The sequence below is a fragment of the Mesorhizobium sp. NPDC059025 genome (assembly GCF_042739655.1).
Lineage (GTDB): Bacteria > Pseudomonadota > Alphaproteobacteria > Rhizobiales > Rhizobiaceae > Mesorhizobium.
In genome coordinates, this window is record NZ_JBHYIM010000001.1 from 833,188 (window position 1) to 852,903 (window position 19,716).

The 19,716-nt window shown below is 61.9% G+C and carries 16 protein-coding genes and 1 tRNA gene; 8 read left to right on the forward strand and 9 right to left on the reverse strand.

Going from position 1 to position 19,716, the window contains the following annotated elements; genetic code table 11:
• Nucleotides 1–194: 194 nt before the first annotated feature.
• Nucleotides 195–1,403, forward strand: a complete 1,209-nt coding sequence (locus tag ACFWYE_RS03990; protein WP_379109694.1) for a UbiH/UbiF family hydroxylase — start codon at nucleotides 195–197, stop codon at nucleotides 1,401–1,403.
• Here ACFWYE_RS03990 and ACFWYE_RS03995 read toward each other — a convergent pair.
• The gene (locus tag ACFWYE_RS03995) at nucleotides 1,380–2,342 is read right to left on the reverse strand and encodes an AEC family transporter (RefSeq protein WP_379109695.1); all 963 of its coding nucleotides are present in this window, start codon (nucleotides 2,340–2,342) and stop codon (nucleotides 1,380–1,382) included. The two genes, ACFWYE_RS03990 and ACFWYE_RS03995, sit on opposite strands and share 24 nt — an antisense overlap.
• A gap of 121 nt (nucleotides 2,343–2,463) precedes the next feature.
• Here ACFWYE_RS03995 and hspQ point away from each other — a divergent pair, with 121 nt between their 5' ends.
• Nucleotides 2,464–2,787 carry a heat shock protein HspQ gene (gene hspQ, locus ACFWYE_RS04000; protein WP_180882864.1) on the forward strand — a complete coding sequence of 108 codons (324 nt, stop codon included), beginning with the start codon at nucleotides 2,464–2,466 and terminating at the stop codon, nucleotides 2,785–2,787.
• An 84-nt stretch (nucleotides 2,788–2,871) separates the two neighbouring features.
• On the opposite strand, the gene aspS is transcribed toward hspQ, so the two are convergent.
• Nucleotides 2,872–4,662 (reverse strand): aspartate--tRNA ligase, encoded by a 1,791-nt coding sequence (gene aspS / locus ACFWYE_RS04005; RefSeq protein ID WP_379109697.1) that lies wholly within the window; start codon nucleotides 4,660–4,662, stop codon nucleotides 2,872–2,874.
• Between the two features lie 169 nt (nucleotides 4,663–4,831).
• The gene (locus tag ACFWYE_RS04010; protein ID WP_379109698.1) at nucleotides 4,832–5,248 is read right to left on the reverse strand and encodes a GNAT family N-acetyltransferase; all 417 of its coding nucleotides are present in this window, start codon (nucleotides 5,246–5,248) and stop codon (nucleotides 4,832–4,834) included.
• 225 nt (nucleotides 5,249–5,473) lie between these two features.
• Here ACFWYE_RS04010 and rnd point away from each other — a divergent pair, with 225 nt between their 5' ends.
• Nucleotides 5,474–6,631, forward strand: coding sequence for a ribonuclease D (rnd, locus tag ACFWYE_RS04015; protein ID WP_379109699.1), 1,158 nt, complete (start codon nucleotides 5,474–5,476; stop codon nucleotides 6,629–6,631).
• 45 nt (nucleotides 6,632–6,676) lie between these two features.
• Here the strand turns inward: rnd and guaB are convergent, their stop codons facing one another.
• Complete coding sequence (gene guaB, locus ACFWYE_RS04020; RefSeq protein WP_379109701.1) at nucleotides 6,677–8,179, reverse strand: IMP dehydrogenase; 1,503 nt, start codon at nucleotides 8,177–8,179, stop codon at nucleotides 6,677–6,679.
• 251 nt (nucleotides 8,180–8,430) lie between these two features.
• Between guaB and ACFWYE_RS04025 the strand changes: the two genes are divergently transcribed.
• The 3 genes from ACFWYE_RS04025 to ACFWYE_RS04035 all read left to right on the forward strand — a co-directional run bounded on the left by ACFWYE_RS04025 (nucleotide 8,431) and on the right by ACFWYE_RS04035 (nucleotide 12,191).
• Complete coding sequence (locus ACFWYE_RS04025) at nucleotides 8,431–9,537, forward strand: YjgN family protein (protein ID WP_379109760.1); 1,107 nt, start codon at nucleotides 8,431–8,433, stop codon at nucleotides 9,535–9,537.
• Nucleotides 9,509–10,606 carry a M48 family metallopeptidase gene (locus ACFWYE_RS04030; protein ID WP_379109703.1) on the forward strand — a complete coding sequence of 366 codons (1,098 nt, stop codon included), beginning with the start codon at nucleotides 9,509–9,511 and terminating at the stop codon, nucleotides 10,604–10,606. Before ACFWYE_RS04025 ends, ACFWYE_RS04030 begins: the two co-directional genes overlap by 29 nt.
• Before the next feature lie 169 nt (nucleotides 10,607–10,775).
• Nucleotides 10,776–12,191: a DHA2 family efflux MFS transporter permease subunit gene (locus ACFWYE_RS04035; protein WP_379109705.1), complete on the forward strand. Its 1,416-nt coding sequence runs from the start codon at nucleotides 10,776–10,778 to the stop codon at nucleotides 12,189–12,191.
• 10 nt (nucleotides 12,192–12,201) lie between these two features.
• Here the strand turns inward: ACFWYE_RS04035 and ACFWYE_RS04040 are convergent, their stop codons facing one another.
• Both ACFWYE_RS04040 and ACFWYE_RS04045 read right to left on the reverse strand, forming a co-directional pair.
• A complete protein-coding gene (locus ACFWYE_RS04040; protein ID WP_129415311.1) occupies nucleotides 12,202–12,912 on the reverse strand; it encodes an RlmE family RNA methyltransferase in 711 nt (236 codons plus the stop codon).
• Complete coding sequence (locus ACFWYE_RS04045) at nucleotides 12,909–14,210, reverse strand: Ppx/GppA phosphatase family protein (protein ID WP_379073047.1); 1,302 nt, start codon at nucleotides 14,208–14,210, stop codon at nucleotides 12,909–12,911. Before ACFWYE_RS04045 ends, ACFWYE_RS04040 begins: the two co-directional genes overlap by 4 nt.
• A gap of 336 nt (nucleotides 14,211–14,546) precedes the next feature.
• Between ACFWYE_RS04045 and ACFWYE_RS04050 the strand changes: the two genes are divergently transcribed.
• Complete coding sequence (locus ACFWYE_RS04050) at nucleotides 14,547–15,497, forward strand: lysylphosphatidylglycerol synthase domain-containing protein (protein ID WP_379071177.1); 951 nt, start codon at nucleotides 14,547–14,549, stop codon at nucleotides 15,495–15,497.
• Between the two features lie 138 nt (nucleotides 15,498–15,635).
• Nucleotides 15,636–15,709 (forward strand) — tRNA-Gln (locus ACFWYE_RS04055).
• Nucleotides 15,710–15,793: 84 nt separating this feature from the next.
• Here the strand turns inward: ACFWYE_RS04055 and ACFWYE_RS04060 are convergent.
• From ACFWYE_RS04060 to ACFWYE_RS04070, 3 genes are all read right to left on the reverse strand, one after another.
• Entirely contained in the window at nucleotides 15,794–16,408 is a 615-nt protein-coding gene (locus ACFWYE_RS04060) for an IMPACT family protein (RefSeq protein WP_379109707.1), read from the reverse strand.
• A gap of 240 nt (nucleotides 16,409–16,648) precedes the next feature.
• A complete protein-coding gene (locus ACFWYE_RS04065) occupies nucleotides 16,649–17,953 on the reverse strand; it encodes an HlyD family type I secretion periplasmic adaptor subunit (RefSeq protein WP_379109709.1) in 1,305 nt (434 codons plus the stop codon).
• Nucleotides 17,950–19,686, reverse strand: a complete 1,737-nt coding sequence (locus ACFWYE_RS04070) for a type I secretion system permease/ATPase (protein WP_379109711.1) — start codon at nucleotides 19,684–19,686, stop codon at nucleotides 17,950–17,952. The genes ACFWYE_RS04065 and ACFWYE_RS04070 overlap by 4 nt, the downstream gene beginning before the upstream one ends.
• Between the last annotated feature and the right edge of the window lie 30 nt (nucleotides 19,687–19,716).

A 19,716-nucleotide genomic window follows, 5' to 3' on the forward strand; every position in this document is an offset into this window, starting at 1 on the left:
CGGAAACTCTCTCTCTTTCCTTGTTCTCACGCAATTCCGGACGGAAAGCCGTTTCACACTTTTTCTAGAATTGCTCATAGGCTGAATCGCCACGTTGATCATGCAAGTACGGCTGCACTATATGCATTGTTCATGGCAGGTCGACCGCCACCGGACACTCTCCGATCCGCCAGCAGAGAACACAGCGAGTGCCGATGTCAGACTCCAATGCCCATATCATCGTTGCCGGCACCGGTCCGGCTGGCCTGATCGCGGCTCTTGGTTTTGCCCATGCCGGTTTTCCGGTGTCACTCGTCGGGCCAGACGCCAATGTCTCCGATGGCCGCACGACTGCGCTGATGAACCCCGCGCTGAAAGTACTCGACAGAATCGGCATTCTTGACGAATTGCGAGCCGTGGCTGCTCCGCTCAAAATCATGCGCATCATCGATGCCACGCGACGCCTCATCCGCAGTCCGGTCGTCACCTTCCGTGCAAGCGAGATCGACGAGGAGCAATTCGGCCTGAACTTTCCAAACAATGTGCTCAATCCGACGCTGGCCAAGGCGGTTGAAGCCTCGCCCGGGATTGAATGGCGCAAGTCCCTGGTCGCCGGCTGGTCTCTTGAAAAGGATGCTGCAACAGCACTGCTCGCTGACGGCACTTCCGTTTCCGGCGCCCTTGCCGTTGCCGCCGACGGCCGCCTGTCGCCGGCGCGTGAAGCCGCCGGCATAACGACCGCGAGGCGCACTTATCCGCAGGCTGCGCTCGTGCTGAATTTCTCCCATCGTGTCGAGCATGATTTCGTTTCGACCGAATTCCATACCGAGACAGGCCCGTGCACGCAGGTTCCCCTGCCCGGGAACCGATCGAGCCTGGTCTGGGTGGTCGAGCCGGAAATGGCCGAGGAGTTGGCGGCGCTCGATGATGCTGTACTCTCGGTCAAGGTCGAGGAACGCATGCAGTCGATGCTCGGCCGTGTCAGTGTCGAGCCTGGCCGACAGATCTATCCGCTCTCGGCCACCACGCCGCTGCGTTTCGCCGCAAGACGTATCGCACTGGTTGGTGAAGCCGCACATGTCTTCCCACCCATCGGCGCACAAGGGCTCAACCTTGGCATCCGGGATATCGACGATCTCATCGACGTTGCATCGAAACATCGGGACGACCCTGGTGCCATCGCGGCGCTCGCTGCCTACGATTTCAAGCGGCGGCCCGACATCCTGGCCAGAAGCGGAGCCGTCAATCTGCTCAACATGTCATTGCTTTCAGACATGCTGCCCGCGCAGATGGCGCGCAGCGCAGGCCTTGGCCTGCTTGGTGGGTTTGCGCCGCTGCGTGCTTTTTTCATGCGCGAGGGGCTCCGCCCCGGCAGCGGGTTCGCGGCGATAGCCGGCGGATTAAGGGAACAGGTCCGGCGGTAGGATGCCGTTGCGGATCAGATAAAGCAGCCCCGTCACGGTAAACACCGACAGGCAGGTGGTGATCAGTACGCTGGCTGAAGCGCGCTGCACCCACACCCCATATTGCTGGGCGATGACGAAGACGTTGGTTGCCGTCGGCAAGGCAGCCAGGAGCACCGCTGAAAACAGCCAGGCCGGCGAGAAATTGCCGACGGCGCTCAACACCACGTAGCAGAGCAGCGGGTGCACTATGAGCTTGAGCAGCGCGATCGGCAGCATTTCGGCCGGGACACGGTTCAAGGGCCGCAATGCCAGCGTCACCCCCATCGCAAACAGCGCGCAGGGAGCGGCCGCGTTCGACAGATAGACGAGCAGCCTTTCCGCCGGCAGCGGTGGTCGAAACTGGAAATAGGCGGCAGCGACGCCGATTGCCGTAGCGATGATGAAAGGGTGAAGGACGATCTTGCGGATGACATCCAGGATCAGCTCGGGCGCAGGCCTCTTTTCGCCGCCGGACAGCGCCATCATCATCGGCGCAACGGCGAAGTGGATGATGTTCTCGAAACAGAAGATGAGCGCTACCGGTACCGCCGCCTGTTCGCCGAAGGCGAGCAGCGCCAGGCCGGGGCCCATGTAGCCGATGTTGCCATAGGCCGCGGCCAGCGCCTTGATGGTCGATTGAGCGATCTCGCCGCGTGACAGGATGACGGAAGCGGCGAACATCAGGGAAAAGACGACATAGGTCGAAAAGACAGAGCCGAGGATGAAGTTCCATTCGGTCAGCTTCTCGAACGGGGTCTTGGCGAGAAGCTGGAAAAACAGCGCCGGCAAAGCGACGTAGACGATGAAGGTGTTCATCCATCCCAGCGCCTCCAACGGCTGCCTGGTCAGGCGCGCCACCAGAAAACCCAGGAAGATCAATCCGAAGAACGGCAGGACCAGACCGATGACTTCCGACATGCCGTTCCCCGACGATTCTCAGCCCGGCCTATAGGCTGATCGGAGGAGGTGCAAGCTTGGCAGGATTGAATTGCGATGGTTCCTGCGCCAAATAACAATGGAAAGTTGTGTGGTGAGTGTGATGAAAACAGCCAGATTCTCGATCGGACAGGTGGTTCGCCACCGGCTGTTTCCGTTTCGCGGCATAATCTTCGATGTCGACCCGCAATTCGCCAACACCGAAGAGTGGTATGAATCGATCCCCGCGGAAGTCAGGCCGCGCAAGGATCAGCCGTTCTATCATCTGCTGGCCGAGAATTCGGAGACCGAGTACATCGCCTATGTCTCGGAGCAGAATCTGCTCGAAGACGATTCCGGGGAGCCCGTGCGGCACCCGCAGATCAACGAGCTGTTCGACAAGACCGCGGACGGGCGCTACGAGCCCAAACATCACTCCAGGCACTGACCCGTCAAAACGCTGGTTTCGGCACCACAAAAAAGGGCTCCGGATTTCGGAGCCCTTTTGATCGGTTGGTTGCGCGGTGGCTGATCAGGCGTCCTTCTTCTGCGGCGTTACGCGCAGTTCGAGTTCGCGCAACTGCGTCAGCGTCGCCGGGCTCGGTGCTCCCATCAGCAGGTCCTGCGCCTGCTGGTTCATCGGGAAAAGCGAGATCTCGCGCAGGTTCTTGGCGCCGACCAGAAGCATGATGATGCGGTCGATGCCGAACGCCGCACCGCCATGCGGCGGCGCGCCGTACTGGAAGGCGCGATAGAGTCCGCCGAAGCGATCTTCCACGTCCTGCTGGCTCAGCCCCACCTTTTCGAAGGCCGCCACCATCGTCTCAGGCGACTGGTTGCGGATCGAACCGGAAGCGATCTCGAAGCCGTTGCAGACGGCGTCGTACTGGAAGGCCTTGATGGTGAGCGGATCCTGGTTCTTCAGCGCCTCCAGGCCGCCTTGCGGCATCGAGAACGGGTTGTGCGCGAAGTCTACTTTCTTCTCGTCCTCATTCCACTCGAAGAACGGGAAGTCGACGATCCAGCACAGCTCGAAGCGGTCGCGATCGACAAGGTTCAGCTCCTCGCCGGCACGGGTGCGTGCCTCGCCGGCAAATTTGTAGAACTTGTCCGGCTCGCCAGCGACGAAGAAGCAGGCGTCGCCGTCATCCAGGCCGAGCTGGGTACGGATCGCCTCGGTGCGCTCCTCGCCGATGTTCTTGGCGAGCGGGCCGGCGCCTTCGAGCTTGTCGGCTTCCTTGCGCCAAAAGATATAGCCAAGGCCGGGCTGACCCTGCTGCTGCGCCCAAGCGTTCATGCGGTCGCAGAACGCACGCGAACCGCCCGTCTTGGCCGGGATAGCCCAGACCTGGACCTTCGGGTTCGAAGCGATCATGTTGGCGAAGACCTTGAAGCCGGAACCATCGAAATGGCTCGTCACCTGCTCCATGACGATGGGGTTGCGCAGGTCTGGCTTGTCGGAGCCGTATTTGCGGATCGCCTCTTCATAGGGGATGCGCGGCCATTCCTTGGTCACCGGCTTGCCTTCGGCGAACTGTTCGAACACCGAGGTCATAAGCGGCGCCATGGTGTTCCAGACGTCTTCCTGGGTGACGAAGCTCATCTCGAGGTCGAGCTGGTAGAATTCGCCTGGCAGGCGGTCGGCGCGCGGATCCTCGTCGCGGAAACAGGGCGCGATCTGGAAGTAGCGATCGAAGCCCGCCACCATCAGCAGCTGTTTGTACTGCTGCGGTGCCTGCGGCAGCGCGTAGAAATTGCCCGGATGGATACGGCTCGGCACCAGGAAGTCGCGTGCACCTTCCGGGGAAGAGGCCGTCAGGATCGGCGTCGAGTACTCGGCGAAGCCGGCGGCCGTCATCTCATGGCGCATCGCCGCAATGACTTGCGTGCGCTTGACGATGTTCTTGTGCAGCGTGTCGCGACGCAGATCGAGGAAACGGTACTTCAGGCGCACGTCCTCGGGGTAATCCGGCTCGCCGAACACCGGCAGCGGCAGTTCCTTGGCAGCCGAAAGCACTTCGATCTCACGCGCGAAGATCTCGATCTCGCCGGTCGGCAGGTTGGAGTTCACGGTTTCCGCGGTGCGTGCCTTCACGTCGCCGTCGACGCGGATCACCCATTCACCACGCACGGTCTCCGCCGCCTTGAAAGCTGGCGAATCCGGGTCGGCGACGATCTGGGTCAGGCCGTAGTGATCGCGCAGGTCGATGAACAGCAGGCCGCCATGATCTCGTACGCGATGGACCCAGCCGGAGAGCCGGACATTCTGGCCGACATCCGACTTCCTGAGGGCTGCACAGGTGTGGCTGCGGTAACGATGCATAGGACTGCCATTCCAAGATTTCAGGGGTTCAAGCAAACGGGGCGGCGCAGTGCGCGCCATGCCCGAAAATTGGCGCGAAAAGCGCATGCAAGCCGGCTTTTGTCAAGGTGAACGCGATAACTGAAGGACTATCCCGTCGCACCGGTCGTTTTGCCGGAGCTGCGGCTGCTCAGAATTGCTTCTTCAGCCAGATGGTTGCGTGTCCGGGTGGATAGTCGTCGATACGACCGAATTCCTGGAAGCAGTGCCGCTTGTAGAACTCCGGTGCCTTGAAGGAGAAAGTCTCGAGATATGCGCCAAGGCAGCCATGTTCGCGCGCGATGACCTCTGCCTTGCCGAGCAACCGGCTGCCAAGGCCGCCCTTGCGGTTGACGGGGCTGACCCACAGCCAATCGACGAACATCCAGGAATATTCGATGTGGCCCTTGAGGCCACCCAGGACGCTGCCATCGTCATCGCGCGCCAAGATCCAGACCTGTTCATGGTTGTACGGTCCGCCTTTCGCGACATTGTATTCGTCCAGCCCCTCGCCGATCATATCGGCGATCTCCTCATCGACTTCCGCGCTTACGGTCAACGTCGCCATGTGGACACCTGAGATTTCGCTTGAACAAAGGCTGGCAGGACTGCGCGCAGAACACCTTTTCTGGTTCTGTTTCGCAGCAATGTTTGCGATTCCCACTCAGCGGTTTCAAATCTGGCGGGAAAAAGGCCGATATACACCGCCTATGGCGAGATTGCGCCTATAGACGACTTGACGAAGGCGGTCGGCAGGCGAGACAAGATCGCATTCCTTGCCAATGAGATTTTGATGCATCTGATAACAACCCAAGACGAACTGGATGCGGTTGTTCGCGAACTCGCCAAATCCGAATTCGTCACCGTCGACACCGAATTCATCCGCGAAACCACGTTCTGGCCCGTGCTCTGCCTGATCCAGATGGCAGCTCCCGGCGTCACCGCGCTGATCGATCCGCTCGCTCCGGGGTTGGACCTGAAGCCGTTCTTCGATCTCATGCGCAACGAGAAAGTGGTCAAGGTTTTCCACGCCGCGCGCCAGGACATCGAAATCATCGTCCATCTTGGTGATCTCGTTCCGCATCCTGTTTTCGATACCCAGGTCGCCGCGATGGTCTGCGGCTTCGGCGACAGCGTCTCCTACGATCAGCTGGTGCAGAAAGTGACTGGGGCCCGCCTCGACAAGTCGTCGCGTTTCACCGACTGGCGCCACCGTCCGCTCTCCGACAAGCAGCTCGACTACGCCCTGGCCGACGTCACCCATCTGATCGACGTCTACCAGCATCTGAAAGAACAGCTGGCCCGTGAGGATCGCGCCCATTGGCTGAACGAGGAAATGGAGGTGCTTACCTCCCGCGAGACCTACGACCCGCATCCTGAGGATGCCTGGAAGCGGCTGAAGATGCGGTTGCGCAAACCGCAGGAGCTGGCGGTGGTGCAGGCCGTCGCTGCCTGGCGCGAGCGCGAGGCGCGGGAGCGCGATGTGCCGCGCGGACGGGTGCTGAAGGACGACGCGATCTATGAGGTCGCGCAACAGGCGCCGCGCGATGCCAATGCGCTCGGCCGTCTGCGCACCACGCCGAAGGGCTGGGAGCGCTCCGCCACGGCGACGTCGCTGCTCGAAGCGGTCAACACGGCGCTGGCGCGTCCCAAGGAAGAGATGCCGAAACTGCCGAAGGTGTTTCAGCCGCCGGAAGGCACAAGTGCAGCATCGGAATTGCTGAAGGTGCTGCTCCGGATCGTTGCCGAGAAGCAGGGCGTTGCCGCCAAGGTGCTGGCGACGAGCGACGACATCGACCGGATTGCCGCTGAAGGCGAGGATGCCGACGTGCCAGCGCTGCAAGGCTGGCGTCGTGCCGTGTTCGGCGATGCCGCGCTCCGGCTGGTGCGCGGCGAAATCGGCATCAAGTTCGAGAAGCGCAGGATCGCCGTCTTCGACCTGAAATCCTGATCGCGAGGGCAAAACTGCCCTCGCCCGTCCCAGGCAGTCTGCGGCTCAGGCGCCGCCATGATAGTTGGGGCTTTCGCGCGTGATCGTCACGTCATGCGCATGGCTTTCGCGCAGGCCCGCATTGGAGATGCGTACGAAGGTCGCCCGTTCGCGCAGGTCGCCGAGGTCGCGGGCGCCGACATAACCCATCGCCGCCCTCAGGCCGCCGGCCAGCTGATGAAGCACGCCGGCCACCGGGCCCTTGTAGGGCACCTGTCCTTCGATGCCTTCCGGAACCAGCTTCAGCGTATCGCGCACTTCCGCCTGGAAATAGCGATCGGCTGAACCGCGCGCCATCGCACCGACCGAACCCATGCCGCGATAGGCTTTGAACGAACGGCCCTGATGCAGATAGACTTCGCCGGGGCTTTCGTCGGTGCCGGCAAGCAGCGAACCGATCATCGCCGCATTGGCGCCAGCCGCCAGCGCCTTGGCAAGATCGCCCGAATATTTGATGCCGCCGTCGGCGATAATCGAAATGCCGGCCTTTTCGGCCGTTTCCACCGCCGACATGATCGCCGAAAGCTGCGGCACGCCGACGCCGGCGACGATGCGGGTGGTGCAGATCGAGCCTGGGCCGATGCCGACCTTGACGCCGTCGGCACCGGCATCGATCAGCGCCTGGGTGCCGGCCGCCGTGGCGACGTTGCCAGCGATGATTCGCACGGAATTGGAAAGCTTCTTGGCCCGGGTCACCGCGTCGAGCACGCGCTGCGAATGGCCGTGAGCGGTGTCGATGACGAGGAGATCGACGCCGGCGTCGATGAGGCGTTCGGCCCGCTCGAAGCCGTCGTCGCCGACGCTGGTTGCCGCAGCCGCGCGCAGGCGGCCCTGTGCGTCCTTGGTGGCATGCGGGTTGAGCTGCGACTTCTCGATGTCCTTGACGGTGATGAGGCCGACGCAGTTGCCCTTCTTGTCGACGACGAGCAGCTTCTCGATACGGTGCTGGTGCAGCAGGCGCTTGGCCTCGTCCTGATCGACGTTTTCCTTGACGGTGATCAGGTTCTCGCGCGTCATCAGTTCGTAGACTTTTTGCTCCGGGTTGGAGGCAAAACGCACGTCGCGGTTGGTGAGGATGCCGACCAGTCGGCCGGTGATCTGGCCGCCGGTGCCGCCGTTCTCGACGACCGGGATGCCGGAAATGCCGTAGTGGCGCATCAATCCGTGCGCATCGGCCAGGGTCGCGTCCGGGCCGATGGTGACAGGGTTCACCACCATGCCCGATTCGAATTTTTTCACCTGCCGGACCTGCTCGGCCTGTTCGGCGGGTGTGAAGTTGCGATGGATGACGCCGATGCCGCCGGCCTGGGCCATGGCGATGGCCAGCCGCGCTTCGGTCACCGTATCCATGGCGGCCGAGATGATGGGAACGTTGAGTTCGATGTCGTTGGCGATGCGTGTGCGGATATCGGTTTCGCCCGGCATCACTTCGGAATGTCCCGGCTGCAGCAAGACGTCGTCGAAGGTCAGCGCCAGGGCGCCGGTAGCGGTCTCGATGATCTTTGCCATTGCCGATCCTTGTTTAAATGCGAAACGGGCGCTGACCCGGATGGGTGCGCCGACTCGAAGTTCCCTTTCAGGATTGGCGGTGGCTGGTAACACGTCTGATCGCCGATGGAAAGCGACAACGCCTATGTCGGAAGTCACAACGAATGTCGCGTGAACTCTTGTGGCCCAGCTGTGGCCAGTTGCGTGATTGCAACCGCACTGCTTTACATCGCGCAGTTACAGTTTCCGGCGCGAGAGGGGCGGCGAAATTCATGACAAGCATTCAATGGGGGCGAGAAGGTCAAGCTGGGGTCGCTGTGGACAGAAATGTACCTGGCAACCTGGAGCGTTTTTCCTTCAAAGGTCGAGCCGGAGAGTATTTTGGAATCTGGATCGTCAATGTGCTTTTGACGATCATCACGCTCGGTATTTATTCGGCCTGGGCCAAGGTCCGGCGCCAACGCTACTTCTACGGCAACACCTATCTCGCCGGATCGAGTTTCGAATATCACGCCAAACCAACGCAGATTCTGCTCGGCCGTATCATCGTGGTCCTGATTCTGATCGTGTACAATGTCCTGCTGAATGTGTTCCCGGTTGTCGGCTTGCTTTTTGTGCTGGTTTTCTTCACGGCAATACCCTGGTTCATCATGCGTGGCCTTCGATTCAATGCTCGCGTGACGAGCTATCGCAACGTACGGCTGAACTTCAATGGCGGTTACTGGGGAGCGTTTCGAGCGTTCGTTCTGTCTGGCTTCGTGGCAGGCATATCGCTTGGCATCTTCGCTCCCTACGCGTCCCGCTGGAGCTGGCACTATCTGCTTGATAATCTGACCTACGGAGATCGCCCGATCGCATCGGATCCAAGGATAGGCGACCTTTATCGGCACTGGTGGCTGCCAGCCATCCTGACTGTCGCCGGGCTAGCCGTCCTTGGTTTCCTCGTCACGGTTATAGGCGCGGCTTACGGCGCATTCGAAGTGCCGCAGGATGGAGTGGTACACCCCGGTCTCGTGCTGGCGATATACGGCATCCTGCTCGGTCTGTTTCTGGTCTATACCTTGCCTGCGTTGCTCTACAAGGCTGGCGTCCGCAACGTCGTTTTGAATACAACCGTGCTCGACCAGCGGCACCGTTTCATGTCAGAGCTCGGCAAGTGGCGCTATGCGTGGATCGCCATCACGAATTTCCTCGCAACGATTTTCACGCTCGGTCTCGCACGCCCTTGGGCGGCGGTCCGCATGGCGCGTTATCTGGCAGATCATACCGGCCTGCATGTGGTCGGCTCGCTCGACAGCTATATCGGCGCGGTGCGTGACACCGGTTCCGCAGTAGGGGCTGAATTCATGGATGTTGAAGGCTTCGACTTTGGCTTCTGAGGTCATCCAGAAAACCGTCTCAGGTCTCTGGCGCCTGTCGGGTTCCGCCAAGGCAACGCCTGCAGTCTTGGGCATTGACGATTCTGCAACGATGTCGGTGAAGGGAGAAGGCGTTGCCGTGTCCCTGCCGCTATCAACGCTTCAAATCTCTGACCGGATCGGCTCAATACCCCGCTACATCACTTTTGCTGACCAAGGTGTTTTCGAAACAGCGGATAACGATGGCATCGACGCTCTGATGAAACCGCATGTCAGGCGCCATTTTAACCTGATTCATCAGCTCGAGCGGTTTCACCCGCGCCTTTTCGTTTTCGTGGCATTGGCAATAGCCCTCTGCTTTGCGCTGTATCGTTTTGCCGTGCCCGCCCTCGTCGAAGTCGCCGTGCTTGTGACGCCACCTGTAGTGCCGCAGCTTATGAGCCAAAGTGCCTTGGTTTCTCTTGACAGGACCGTGTTCAGCGAAAGCGGATTGGCGGTCGAGCGGCAAAAGGCGCTGGTCGAAAAATTCATGCAGATCGCAGCGTTCACGCCGCACGGAATCCAAGGTGATGATCGCCAGCCAACCCGCTACACCCTCAATTTCCGCAAGGGTGGCATCATCGGTCCGAACGCATTTGCATTGCCGGACGGCACAGTTGTCCTGACGGATGAGCTCGTTGAACTGGCCGGACAAGACGATGAAATTGTACTCGGGGTGCTCGCTCATGAGATCGGCCATGTCGATCACCGGCACAGCCTTAGGCAACTCTACCGTGCCGCCGGCCTCGCCACGCTGATCATGTTCATCGGTGGAGACATCGGTTCCGGAACCGAGGATGTTCTGGTGCAAGGCTCAGCCGTGCTGGCTCTTTCGTACTCACGCAGTGCCGAGGCTGAAGCTGATCGCTACAGCGTCGAACTGATGCACAAAGCTGGTCACGATCCTCTTGCGATTACACGTTTCTTCGAGGTGCTGCGGGACAAGATGGGCGATTCCTCCGACAATGGCTTCCTCTCCACGCATCCAGCGACGCCTCAGCGTATCGCCGAAACGCGCCGTTATGCAGAAGAGGTCGCGGCCAAAAAATAGTGCCCGTCTCCGGTTTGCGTCAGCTCTGGAATGATCGCATACAGCCTTGGACGCTTGCAATGCCGACCGGGTCGCACAAAAGTGACCGAACCAAATGAGACGCAACGGCATTGCCGTGATATCGGCGTCGGCAATTGATCCTGCCGCAGTTTCAAGGTTCAGATTTTTCGTGAACAGAACTATTCCGCTCGTTCTGGCCGTCGCATTGTTCATGGAGAACATGGACTCCACCGTCATCGCCACATCGCTGCCGGCGATCGCGACGGACATCCAAACGAGCCCGATCGCGCTCAAGCTGGCGCTCACCGCCTATCTGGTGGCGCTCGCCATTTTCATCCCGATCAGCGGCTGGATGGCGGACCGCTTCGGTGCGCGCAATGTGTTCCGGGCGGCGATCGCCGTGTTCATCCTGGGTTCTGTTGCCTGTGCCGCATCTTATTCGCTCGAGACCTTCGTGCTCGCCCGCTTCTTCCAGGGCATGGGCGGCGCGATGATGACGCCCGTCGGGCGCCTGGTGCTGGTGCGGGCAACGCCGAAGAGCGATCTCGTCGCCGCAATGTCCTGGCTGACCATACCGGCACTGGTCGGCCCCCTCGTCGGCCCGCCCGTCGGCGGCTTCATCACCACCTATTTCTCCTGGCACTGGATATTCCTGATCAATGTGCCGATCGGCATTGTCGGCATGGTTCTGGCGACCCGCTACCTGCCTGAAACGCCGCCCGGCGAGACGCCGCCGCTCGATTATGTCGGCCTCCTCCTGAGCGGCCTCGCTGCCTCGGGCATCGTTTTCGGACTTTCGGTGGTCAGCCTGCCGGCGCTGCCGCCCATCATAGGCTTCGTCACCGTGATCGTCGGCGTGGTTTGCGGCGGGCTGTATCTCTGGCACGCACGCCACGCCAGGAACCCGCTGCTGGCGCTCGACCTGTTTCAGAACCAGGCTTTTCGCGCCTCGGTCCTGGGCGGCGGCCTGTTTCGCATCGGCATCGGTGCGGTGCCGTTCCTGTTGCCGCTGATGTTCCAGATCGGCTTCGGCCTGTCACCATTCCAGTCCGGCATGATCACCTTTGTCTCGGCGCTTGGCGCCATCGGCATGAAGTTCGTCACCGCCTGGCTGTTCCGTGTCGCCGGCTTCCGCCGTGTCCTGATCTGGGGCTCGCTGCTGGCGGCCGTATCCATTGCCGTCTATGGGCTGTTCACCCCGACGACGCCCTATCTGCTGATGCTGGCCGTGCTGCTTGTCGGCGGCTTCATCCGTTCGATGTTCTTCACCGGCGTCAACGCGCTGGCCTTCGCCGAGATCCCGGCCGAAGACACGTCAAAGGCAACCCCCATCACGGCGGTGGCGCAGCAGCTGAATATCGCACTCGGTGTCGCCCTGGCCGGCGGCATCCTGGAGGTTTCCACCAAGCTGCATGGCGGCCCACTGACCCTGAGCGATTTCCACATCGCCTTCTTCATCGTCGCGGTGGTGGCGGCGCTCGCGGCGCTGTCCTTCATGCGGCTGTCGCCGGATGCCGGCAATGCCGTCTCCGGCTACAAGGCCCAGCCCGGAAAGCCAATCGAAAGCACTGCACCGACAGCCTGAAGTGTCGTGCCTACTCTTCGGTCGGTGCCCGGCCCTTGAAGTCCTTGGCCAGCAGATAGAGCTCGACCGATTCGTCGCGTGAAGCCGGCGGCTTGACGTGATGAACCGAGCGAAACGAGCGTTTCAGCATGTCTAGCAGTTCGTTTTCGGTGCCGCCCTGGAAGGTCTTGGTCAGGAAGTGCCCGCCGGGCTTCAGCACCGACATGGCGAAATCGGCCGCCACCTCGCACAGATGCATGGTGCGGAGATGGTCGGTGCGACGATGTCCGGTGGTCGGCGCCGCCATATCCGAAAGAACGATGTCCGGTTCGCCGCCCAGGGCCTCGATCAGCCGTGTCGGCGCCGCGTCATCGAGGAAATCCATCTGCACGATGGCGGCGCCGGGAACGGCATCCATCTCCAGATAGTCGATGCCGACGACATGCGGCGCCTCTGCCGTCGATTTGGTGCGCGCTGCCGCCACCTGGCACCAGCCGCCGGGCGCAGCACCCAGGTCGATGACCTTCTGACCCGGCTTCAGCAGGCGGTGCTTGTCATCGATTTCGATCAGCTTGTAGGCAGCACGCGAACGATAGCCATCCGCCTTGGAACGCTGGACGTAAGGATCGTTGAGATGCCGCTCCAGCCAGCGCCGGGACGATTCCTTCAGGCCGCGCTTCTTCTTGACCTTGGTGCGCAGGACACGTGTCGTGCTGCCCGCACCATCTTTCTTGTTGGTCATTGCCGGCCCTCTGTCCGCCAGGAACCACGCGTGGCGCGGTCATCGGCCATCAATTCACTCAATATCCCTTCGCGCAAGCCACGGTCGGCGACACGCAGGCGCTCCGACGGCCACACCGCCCGGATCGCCTCGAGGATCGCGCAACCGGCAAGAACCAGGTCGGCACGGTCGGCGCCGATGCAAGGATTGGCGACGCGCTGCTGGAAATCCCAGCCCAGCAGCTTTTCCACCATGCGGTCGACATTCTCCCGCCCCATCCACAGGCCGTCGACGCGGCGGCGGTCGTAGCGCTCGAGGTCGAGATGGACACCGGCGAGCGTCGTCACCGTGCCGGAGGTGCCGAGCAGGTGGAAGTGCGGGCCTGCCACGAGGTGGCTGAGCCGATGACGTCCTTCGAATGCGGCAAGGCGCCCCGCGACATCGTCGACCATCGCCGCGAAGCTTTCCCGGGTCACCGTGCGGCCGCCGAAACGTTCAGCCAGGGACACGACGCCGACCGGCAGCGAGGTCCAGGAGACGATATGATTCGCCAGGCGTTGCGAGCGGCGATTGCTGAGATCGATCAGGGCGATCTCGGACGAACCGCCACCGATGTCGAACAGCACCACGCCCTTGGTTTCGCGTTCGATCAGCGAACCACAACCCGAAACGGCAAGCCGTGCTTCGGTTTCGCGATCGATGATTTCAAGCTTGAGCCCAGCTTCGCGCTCGACCCGTTCCAGGAATTCCTCGCCATTGGCTGCCGACCGGCAAGCCTCTGTAGCGATCAGCCGGGCGCGGGCGACCTTGCGGATGCGCAATTTGTCGGCGCAGACCTTCAACGCCTCGATGGCGCGGCCCATGGCTGCGTCGCCCAACCGGCCGCTCGCCGAAAGCCCCTCGCCGAGACGTACGATGCGCGAAAAGGCATCGATCACCCGGAACTGGCCGTGGCGTCCCGGCACCGCCACCAGCAGGCGGCAATTGTTCGTGCCGAGATCGAGCGCGGCAAAGACCGGCAATTCGCCGTTCCAGGCGGAACGAGGACTTTCCTCCGGGGCTGACGCTGCGGGTTGGAGCTTGGCAGCGACAGGAGGCTGTCCTGCTCTCGCCTGTGTCCCGGCTGTGGCCGTAGCAGGCGTTGCGCCGTCCGCTGGCGCGAAAACCTTGCGCCCGCGCCGCCGCTTGCGTCGTTTACGTCCCTTGGCTGCCTGCGGAGCAGAGGCGTGCGAATCCCATCGCGTGCCACTGTTGCTCTGTCCCTCTCGGCCTGCGGCCCGGGATCCAGGATCGGGCGATGCCGAAATCCCCTCCGACATGCCGCCCTCCGGCGCTCCAGCGCCGGCGTCGCGGTCTTTCACTGCTTATCCTTCCAGTGCCGCGCGAACCGGGTATCCCCGGACGCTGCTGGCACGCACATTTCGTAAGTTGGCGCCAGAGTAACAGCGCCGCGCCCAATCACCAAGTCCCGCCCGAAAATTGTCGATTACCGTAGCGGCGTCACACATATCGCCGTAAACGCGCCACAACTGTTGAATAGCCGGCTTCGATCGGGCATTTCTGGTTCGGCGGGTTTGTCGGTGCGGTTGCTACCGATGAAGCCCGTGCGGGGCATCTAATTGTGATGGGTTGGGGTTGCTGATGGCCGTGACGGCATGAATTTCAAGCGTTTTATCTGGCCGGTCATCGGCCTGGCGGCTGTCGCCTTTTCAGTGTGGGTTCTGTTCAACGAACTGCGCGGCATTTCCCTGGACGATGTCTGGGCCAGTCTCGCTGCGATACGCTGGACGCATTGGCTGCTGGCCGCACTGAGTTCGATCATCGCTTACGCAGCCCTTGCCGGATACGACCATATTGCCCTGACTCATCTCGAGAAACGGGTGTCCTGGCTGTTCGTGACGCTCTGCTCCTTCACCACCTACGCGCTGTCGCACAACATCGGCGGCTCGGTGTTCTCCGGAGCGGTGATCCGCTACCGCGCCTACGCCACGCGCGGCCTGTCCGGCCAGGAAGTCGGCGTCCTGGTCGCGGTCTGCTGGATCACCTTCGTGCTGTCGTCGATCCTGCTCGGCGGCATCGTGCTGATCCTCATACCCGACCTGTTCGAGCGATTCGCCGATGTCAGCGCCTTCAAGGAAGTCGGTTATGGCGGGCTGTCGGCCGGCGCCGGCATCGCGATGATTCTCGTGGTGGTTGCCTATGTCTTCGGCAGCTGGCTGCACTTGAAGCCGCTGAAGATCGGTTCCGTGCAGATCCACTATCCCAGGCTGCCGATCGTCGCGCGTCAGCTGGTGATCGGTCCGCTGGAAATCCTGGCGGCCGGCGCGATCCTCTATTTCGCGCTGCCCGTCGAAAACAATCCCGGCTATCTCGTTGTCTTCGCTATCTTCCTGGTCGCCTTCTCGGCAGCGCAGATTTCGCATGCGCCAGGCGGCCTCGGTGTGTTCGAGGTCGTGTTCCTGGCCGGCCTGCCCCAGATGGATCAGGCCGGTGTCATCGCGGCGCTGCTGGTGTTCCGCATGTTCTACCTCATCATCCCGCTCGTGCTGGCCCTGATTGTCGTGCTGTTGTTCGAGCGTTCACAGTTCGGCCGCCGTGCCAATTGAAGCGCAGTCGAGGCTTGACTATTTGCCAAGCATGGCTACAAGGCAGCGCAGAAACGAGCGCGCGGCATACCGAGCCGCCGGCCAAAAGCCAAAAAGCACTTCAGCTCGCTTCACCAAGGCATTGAACAGAATGCTTTTTGGGGAATAGGTTAACGGTAGACCCACGGACTCTGACTCCGTTAGTCCTGGTTCGAATCCAGGTTCCCCAGCCATTCCTCCACTCTATTGCCGGAACATTTCGCGACAGTCGGACGCAAGGCCGGGAATTTGTTTTTCATTCCTGATCGGTGTGGAGGTTACGGTGTGTGCGCCCGCTTTCCATCAAATTCAACGATAGCCCGCCCGCTGGTCAGATCGCCTACCATGCGCGCCAAATTGTCTGCCTCATCCTTCGGAATCGAAACTGACAATTCTGCCCCTGTATCGGTGAATGCCTGGCTGCCAATCTGCGCGCCTGGAAACGCCTCCAGCCGCGCCTGCAAGAGAGCCAGATCGCTGAACCCGCAGTTGATCGTCGCCGCCACCGTATCGACAAGCGGCATCTTTTCGGCCTCCCGCAGGCACATGGCCGCGGTGCCGCCGTACGCCCTGATCAGGCCACCGCTACCCAGCAGGACGCCACCGAACCAGCGCGTGACAACGACAGCGACGCGGTCCAGCGATTGCCCGTCGATCACCTGCAACATCGGCTTGCCAGCGGTTCCGCTGGGTTCCCCGTCATCGCTGAACCGATAGGCTTGTCCGATCCGCCAAGCCCAGCAATTGTGGTTCGCAGTCTGGTCTGAATGCGCCGCGATGAATTCCTTTGCCGTAGCCTCATCCGACACAGGGCCGGCGATCGCGATGAAACGGCTCTTTTTGATCTCCTGCCGGGCCGTGACGGTCGCGACCAGTGTACTGAGGTTGCTCATGCCGCCATGTAGCGGCGGATGCTATCCCGCTTCAAGACATGCGACTGCACAGGTCCGCTCGGCGATTTCATAGCGTGCCTTGGCTGGTCTACCGTCATTCTCGCCCGCCGGGCGCTCGGGTGCTCCGACCCGCTGGTAAATGGGTAGCGGAATTTTCCGGGGCCTACCCGAGAAAGCAAACCGCGGACTTCTGCTTGCGCAGCGTGTTTGGCCACCGCGCTCCTGATTCGTGATGCGGCTTCACTCTTCCCGGAAAGCCTTCTGGATCTGATCCGACAGCGGCTTCACCAGATAGGAAAGCATGGTCCGATCACCAGTCGGAAAGAAGACTTCGGCCGGCATGCCAGGGGTCAGCGCCAGGCCATGCAGCTTGGCCACCTCCACTTTGGGCAGCTTCACGCGCGCGACATAATACGACATCCCGGTGCGTTCATCGGTCGTCAGGTCGGCTGAGACGCGTGACAGCGTGCCGGTCAGTTCCGGCGTGGTCTGCTGGTTGAAGGCTGACAGGCGCAGAATCGCATTCTGGCCGGTTGCCACCTGGTCGATATCCTGCGGCGCGATGTGTGCTTCAACGGTCAGTTCGTCCGTTACCGGCACGATCTGCATCACCTGTTCGCCGGGCGTGATGACCCCGCCGACCGTGTGTACGGCCAGTTGCAGCACAACACCATCCTGCGGACTGCGCAGATCGATACGCTTCAGCTGGTCCTCGGCCGCCACCTTGCGTTCGACAAATTCGGCGATTCTTCCCTGTACTTCGCGCAGTTCGGTCGCGACTTCGCTGCGGAGGTCCTGGTCGATCTGGATGATCTGCAATTCGATCTCCGCCGCCTTGCCTTTCACCTGGGCTATTCCGGCGGTCAACTGGCCGTGCTCGCCCTCAAGCCGGACGGCGTCCCGCTCCAGCGCTGTCATGCGGTTGATCGATACCAGCTTGCGGTTCCACAGGTCGCGCACGCCTTCCAGCTCGACCTGGATCAGTTCGATCTCTCGGCGTTTCGCCTGCCGTTGTTCGGTCAGTCCGGCGGTCTCTTCCGTCAGCTGGGCGATTCGTTCGCGCAATTGCGAACGCTGGCCGGCCCGCGCCTGATAGCGAAAATCAAACAGCGACTGCTCTCCGGCCATCGACGCGGCGACAGCGGCCTCGCCTTGCCGCGATGTCAGGACCTCAGGAAAGCTGACCGCGTTCTTACCATCGCGCTCCGCTTCCAGCCGGGAAAGCCGCGCATAGAATTCGTCCAGTCCTTTCGAGACGATTGCCAGACTGGCGCGCGTTGTCGTCTCATCGAGGCGCACCAGAATATCACCGGCCTTGACCAGGTCGCCGTCGCGGACGCGGATTTCGCCAACCACACCGCCGGTTGGATGCTGGACCTTCTTAACGTTGGAATCGACCACAAGCCGGCCGGAGGCGATCACCGCGCCGGACATTTTGGTCACCGCCGCCAGGCCACCGACGCCGCCGATGAGCAGAAGACAGGTCGCAAGTCCGGCCACGAGATAGCGTTGGACCTGCCGTTGCGCTGATGTCGTCTTGCTCACGCAGGAACCCCTCTCTCGGCGGCTGCGACGACCTTGAGCGACGCTGCCGGGCGGAAGACCTTGCTCAGGACCTCGTCCTTGGGCCCGAAAGCCTGCACGCGTCCATTGGCCATCACCAGCACGGTATCGACACTGGCCAGGGCACTGGATCGATGCGCGATGACGACGACAATGCCACCGCGGTCACGGATACCTTGAATGGCGGCGGACAGGGCCACTTCGCCCTCCGCATCGAGATTGGAATTCGGCTCGTCCAGTATGACCAGGAACGGATGACCGTAAAGCGCCCGCGCAAGGGCTATGCGCTGCCGTTGTCCCGCCGACAGCGAGGCTCCAGCCTCTCCCACGCTCGTGTCGTAACCATCGGCCAGGTGCACGACGAGATCGTGCACGCCAGCGGCCCTTGCCGCGGCCAGCACTGCTTCCGACGACGCTTCCGGATCGAAGCGGGCAATATTCTGCGCAATCGTCCCCTCGAACAGCTGCACATCCTGCGGCAGATAACCGATATGTCTGCCCAGTTCTTCGGGCGGCCATTGGTCAAGCGTGGCCCCGTCCAGCCGCACGGCGCCCCGCGCTGGCAGCCAGACGCCCGCAAGCGCGCGCGCCAGCGACGACTTGCCGGAAGCGCTCGGACCGATGACGCCGAGGCCCGATCCCTTGGACAGCGTGAAATTCGCGTCCCATACCACCGGCTTCTGATCGCCCGGCGGCGCGACGCTGATGGTCTCGACCTGCAGCGTGCTGACGGGTGCCGGCAAGGTTACGCTGGTGGCAGCCTCCGGCAATGCGGACAGCAGCTGCTTCAGGCGCGCCCAGCCCTGCCGTGCCGCCACGAAACCCTTCCAGTGTGCGATCGCCAGTTCGATCGGCGCCAGTGCCCTGCCCATCATGATCGAACTTGCAATCATGATGCCGCCGGTCGCTTCCTGCTTGATGACCAGATAAGCGCCGATCGCCAGAATTCCGGACTGCAGCATCAGACGCAATATCTTGGAAATCGTCCCCAGCGTGCCGGCGACATCGCTGGCAGCCGCATGGGCGTTCAGATAACTGGCGTTGACGGCGTGCCACCGCTCGGCGATGCGTGCGCCGAAACCCATGGCCTGCATGGCTTCGGCGTTGCGCCGTGTCGCTTCCGCCAGTGCGCCGCGGGTGGTGGCGTGCTGTCCGGCGATCTTTGTCGGGCCCCGGGTCCGGAATTCGGCCAGGAGCGTCAGACCGAAAAGGACAATCGCACCCGCCAGCGCAGTCACGCCGATCCAGAAATGAAAAATGAAACAGATGCCGATGTAGAGCGGCACCCATGGCAGGTCGAACAGCGCCGTCGGACCCGCGCTGCCGACGAAGGAGCGGACCTGGTCCAGATCCCGCAGAGGCTGCAGCCCGTCGCCGGGGAGCTTGGCGCGCAGCGGCAGGCGCATCAGCGCCGAATAGACTGACGGGCTCAGCTCCGCATCCAGCCCCTGCCCGAGCCGCACCATCAGGCGCGAGCGGATCAGTTCCAGCACGCCCTGAAAGACGAACAGTGTGGCGGCAAGCACGGCCAGACCGACCAGAGTCGGCACGCTCCGGCCCGGAACGACCCTGTCATAGACCTGCAGCATGAAGAACGAGCCGGTCAGTGCCAATATGTTCACGACCCCGCTCATCAGGACAATGCCGGAAAAAGCCCGTCGAAATGACGAGAGAACTCCCAGCAGCGTAAGCTGCGGCGACGATGTCTGCCTCATGCAGGTTCGCAATCGGGAAGAGACATCTCG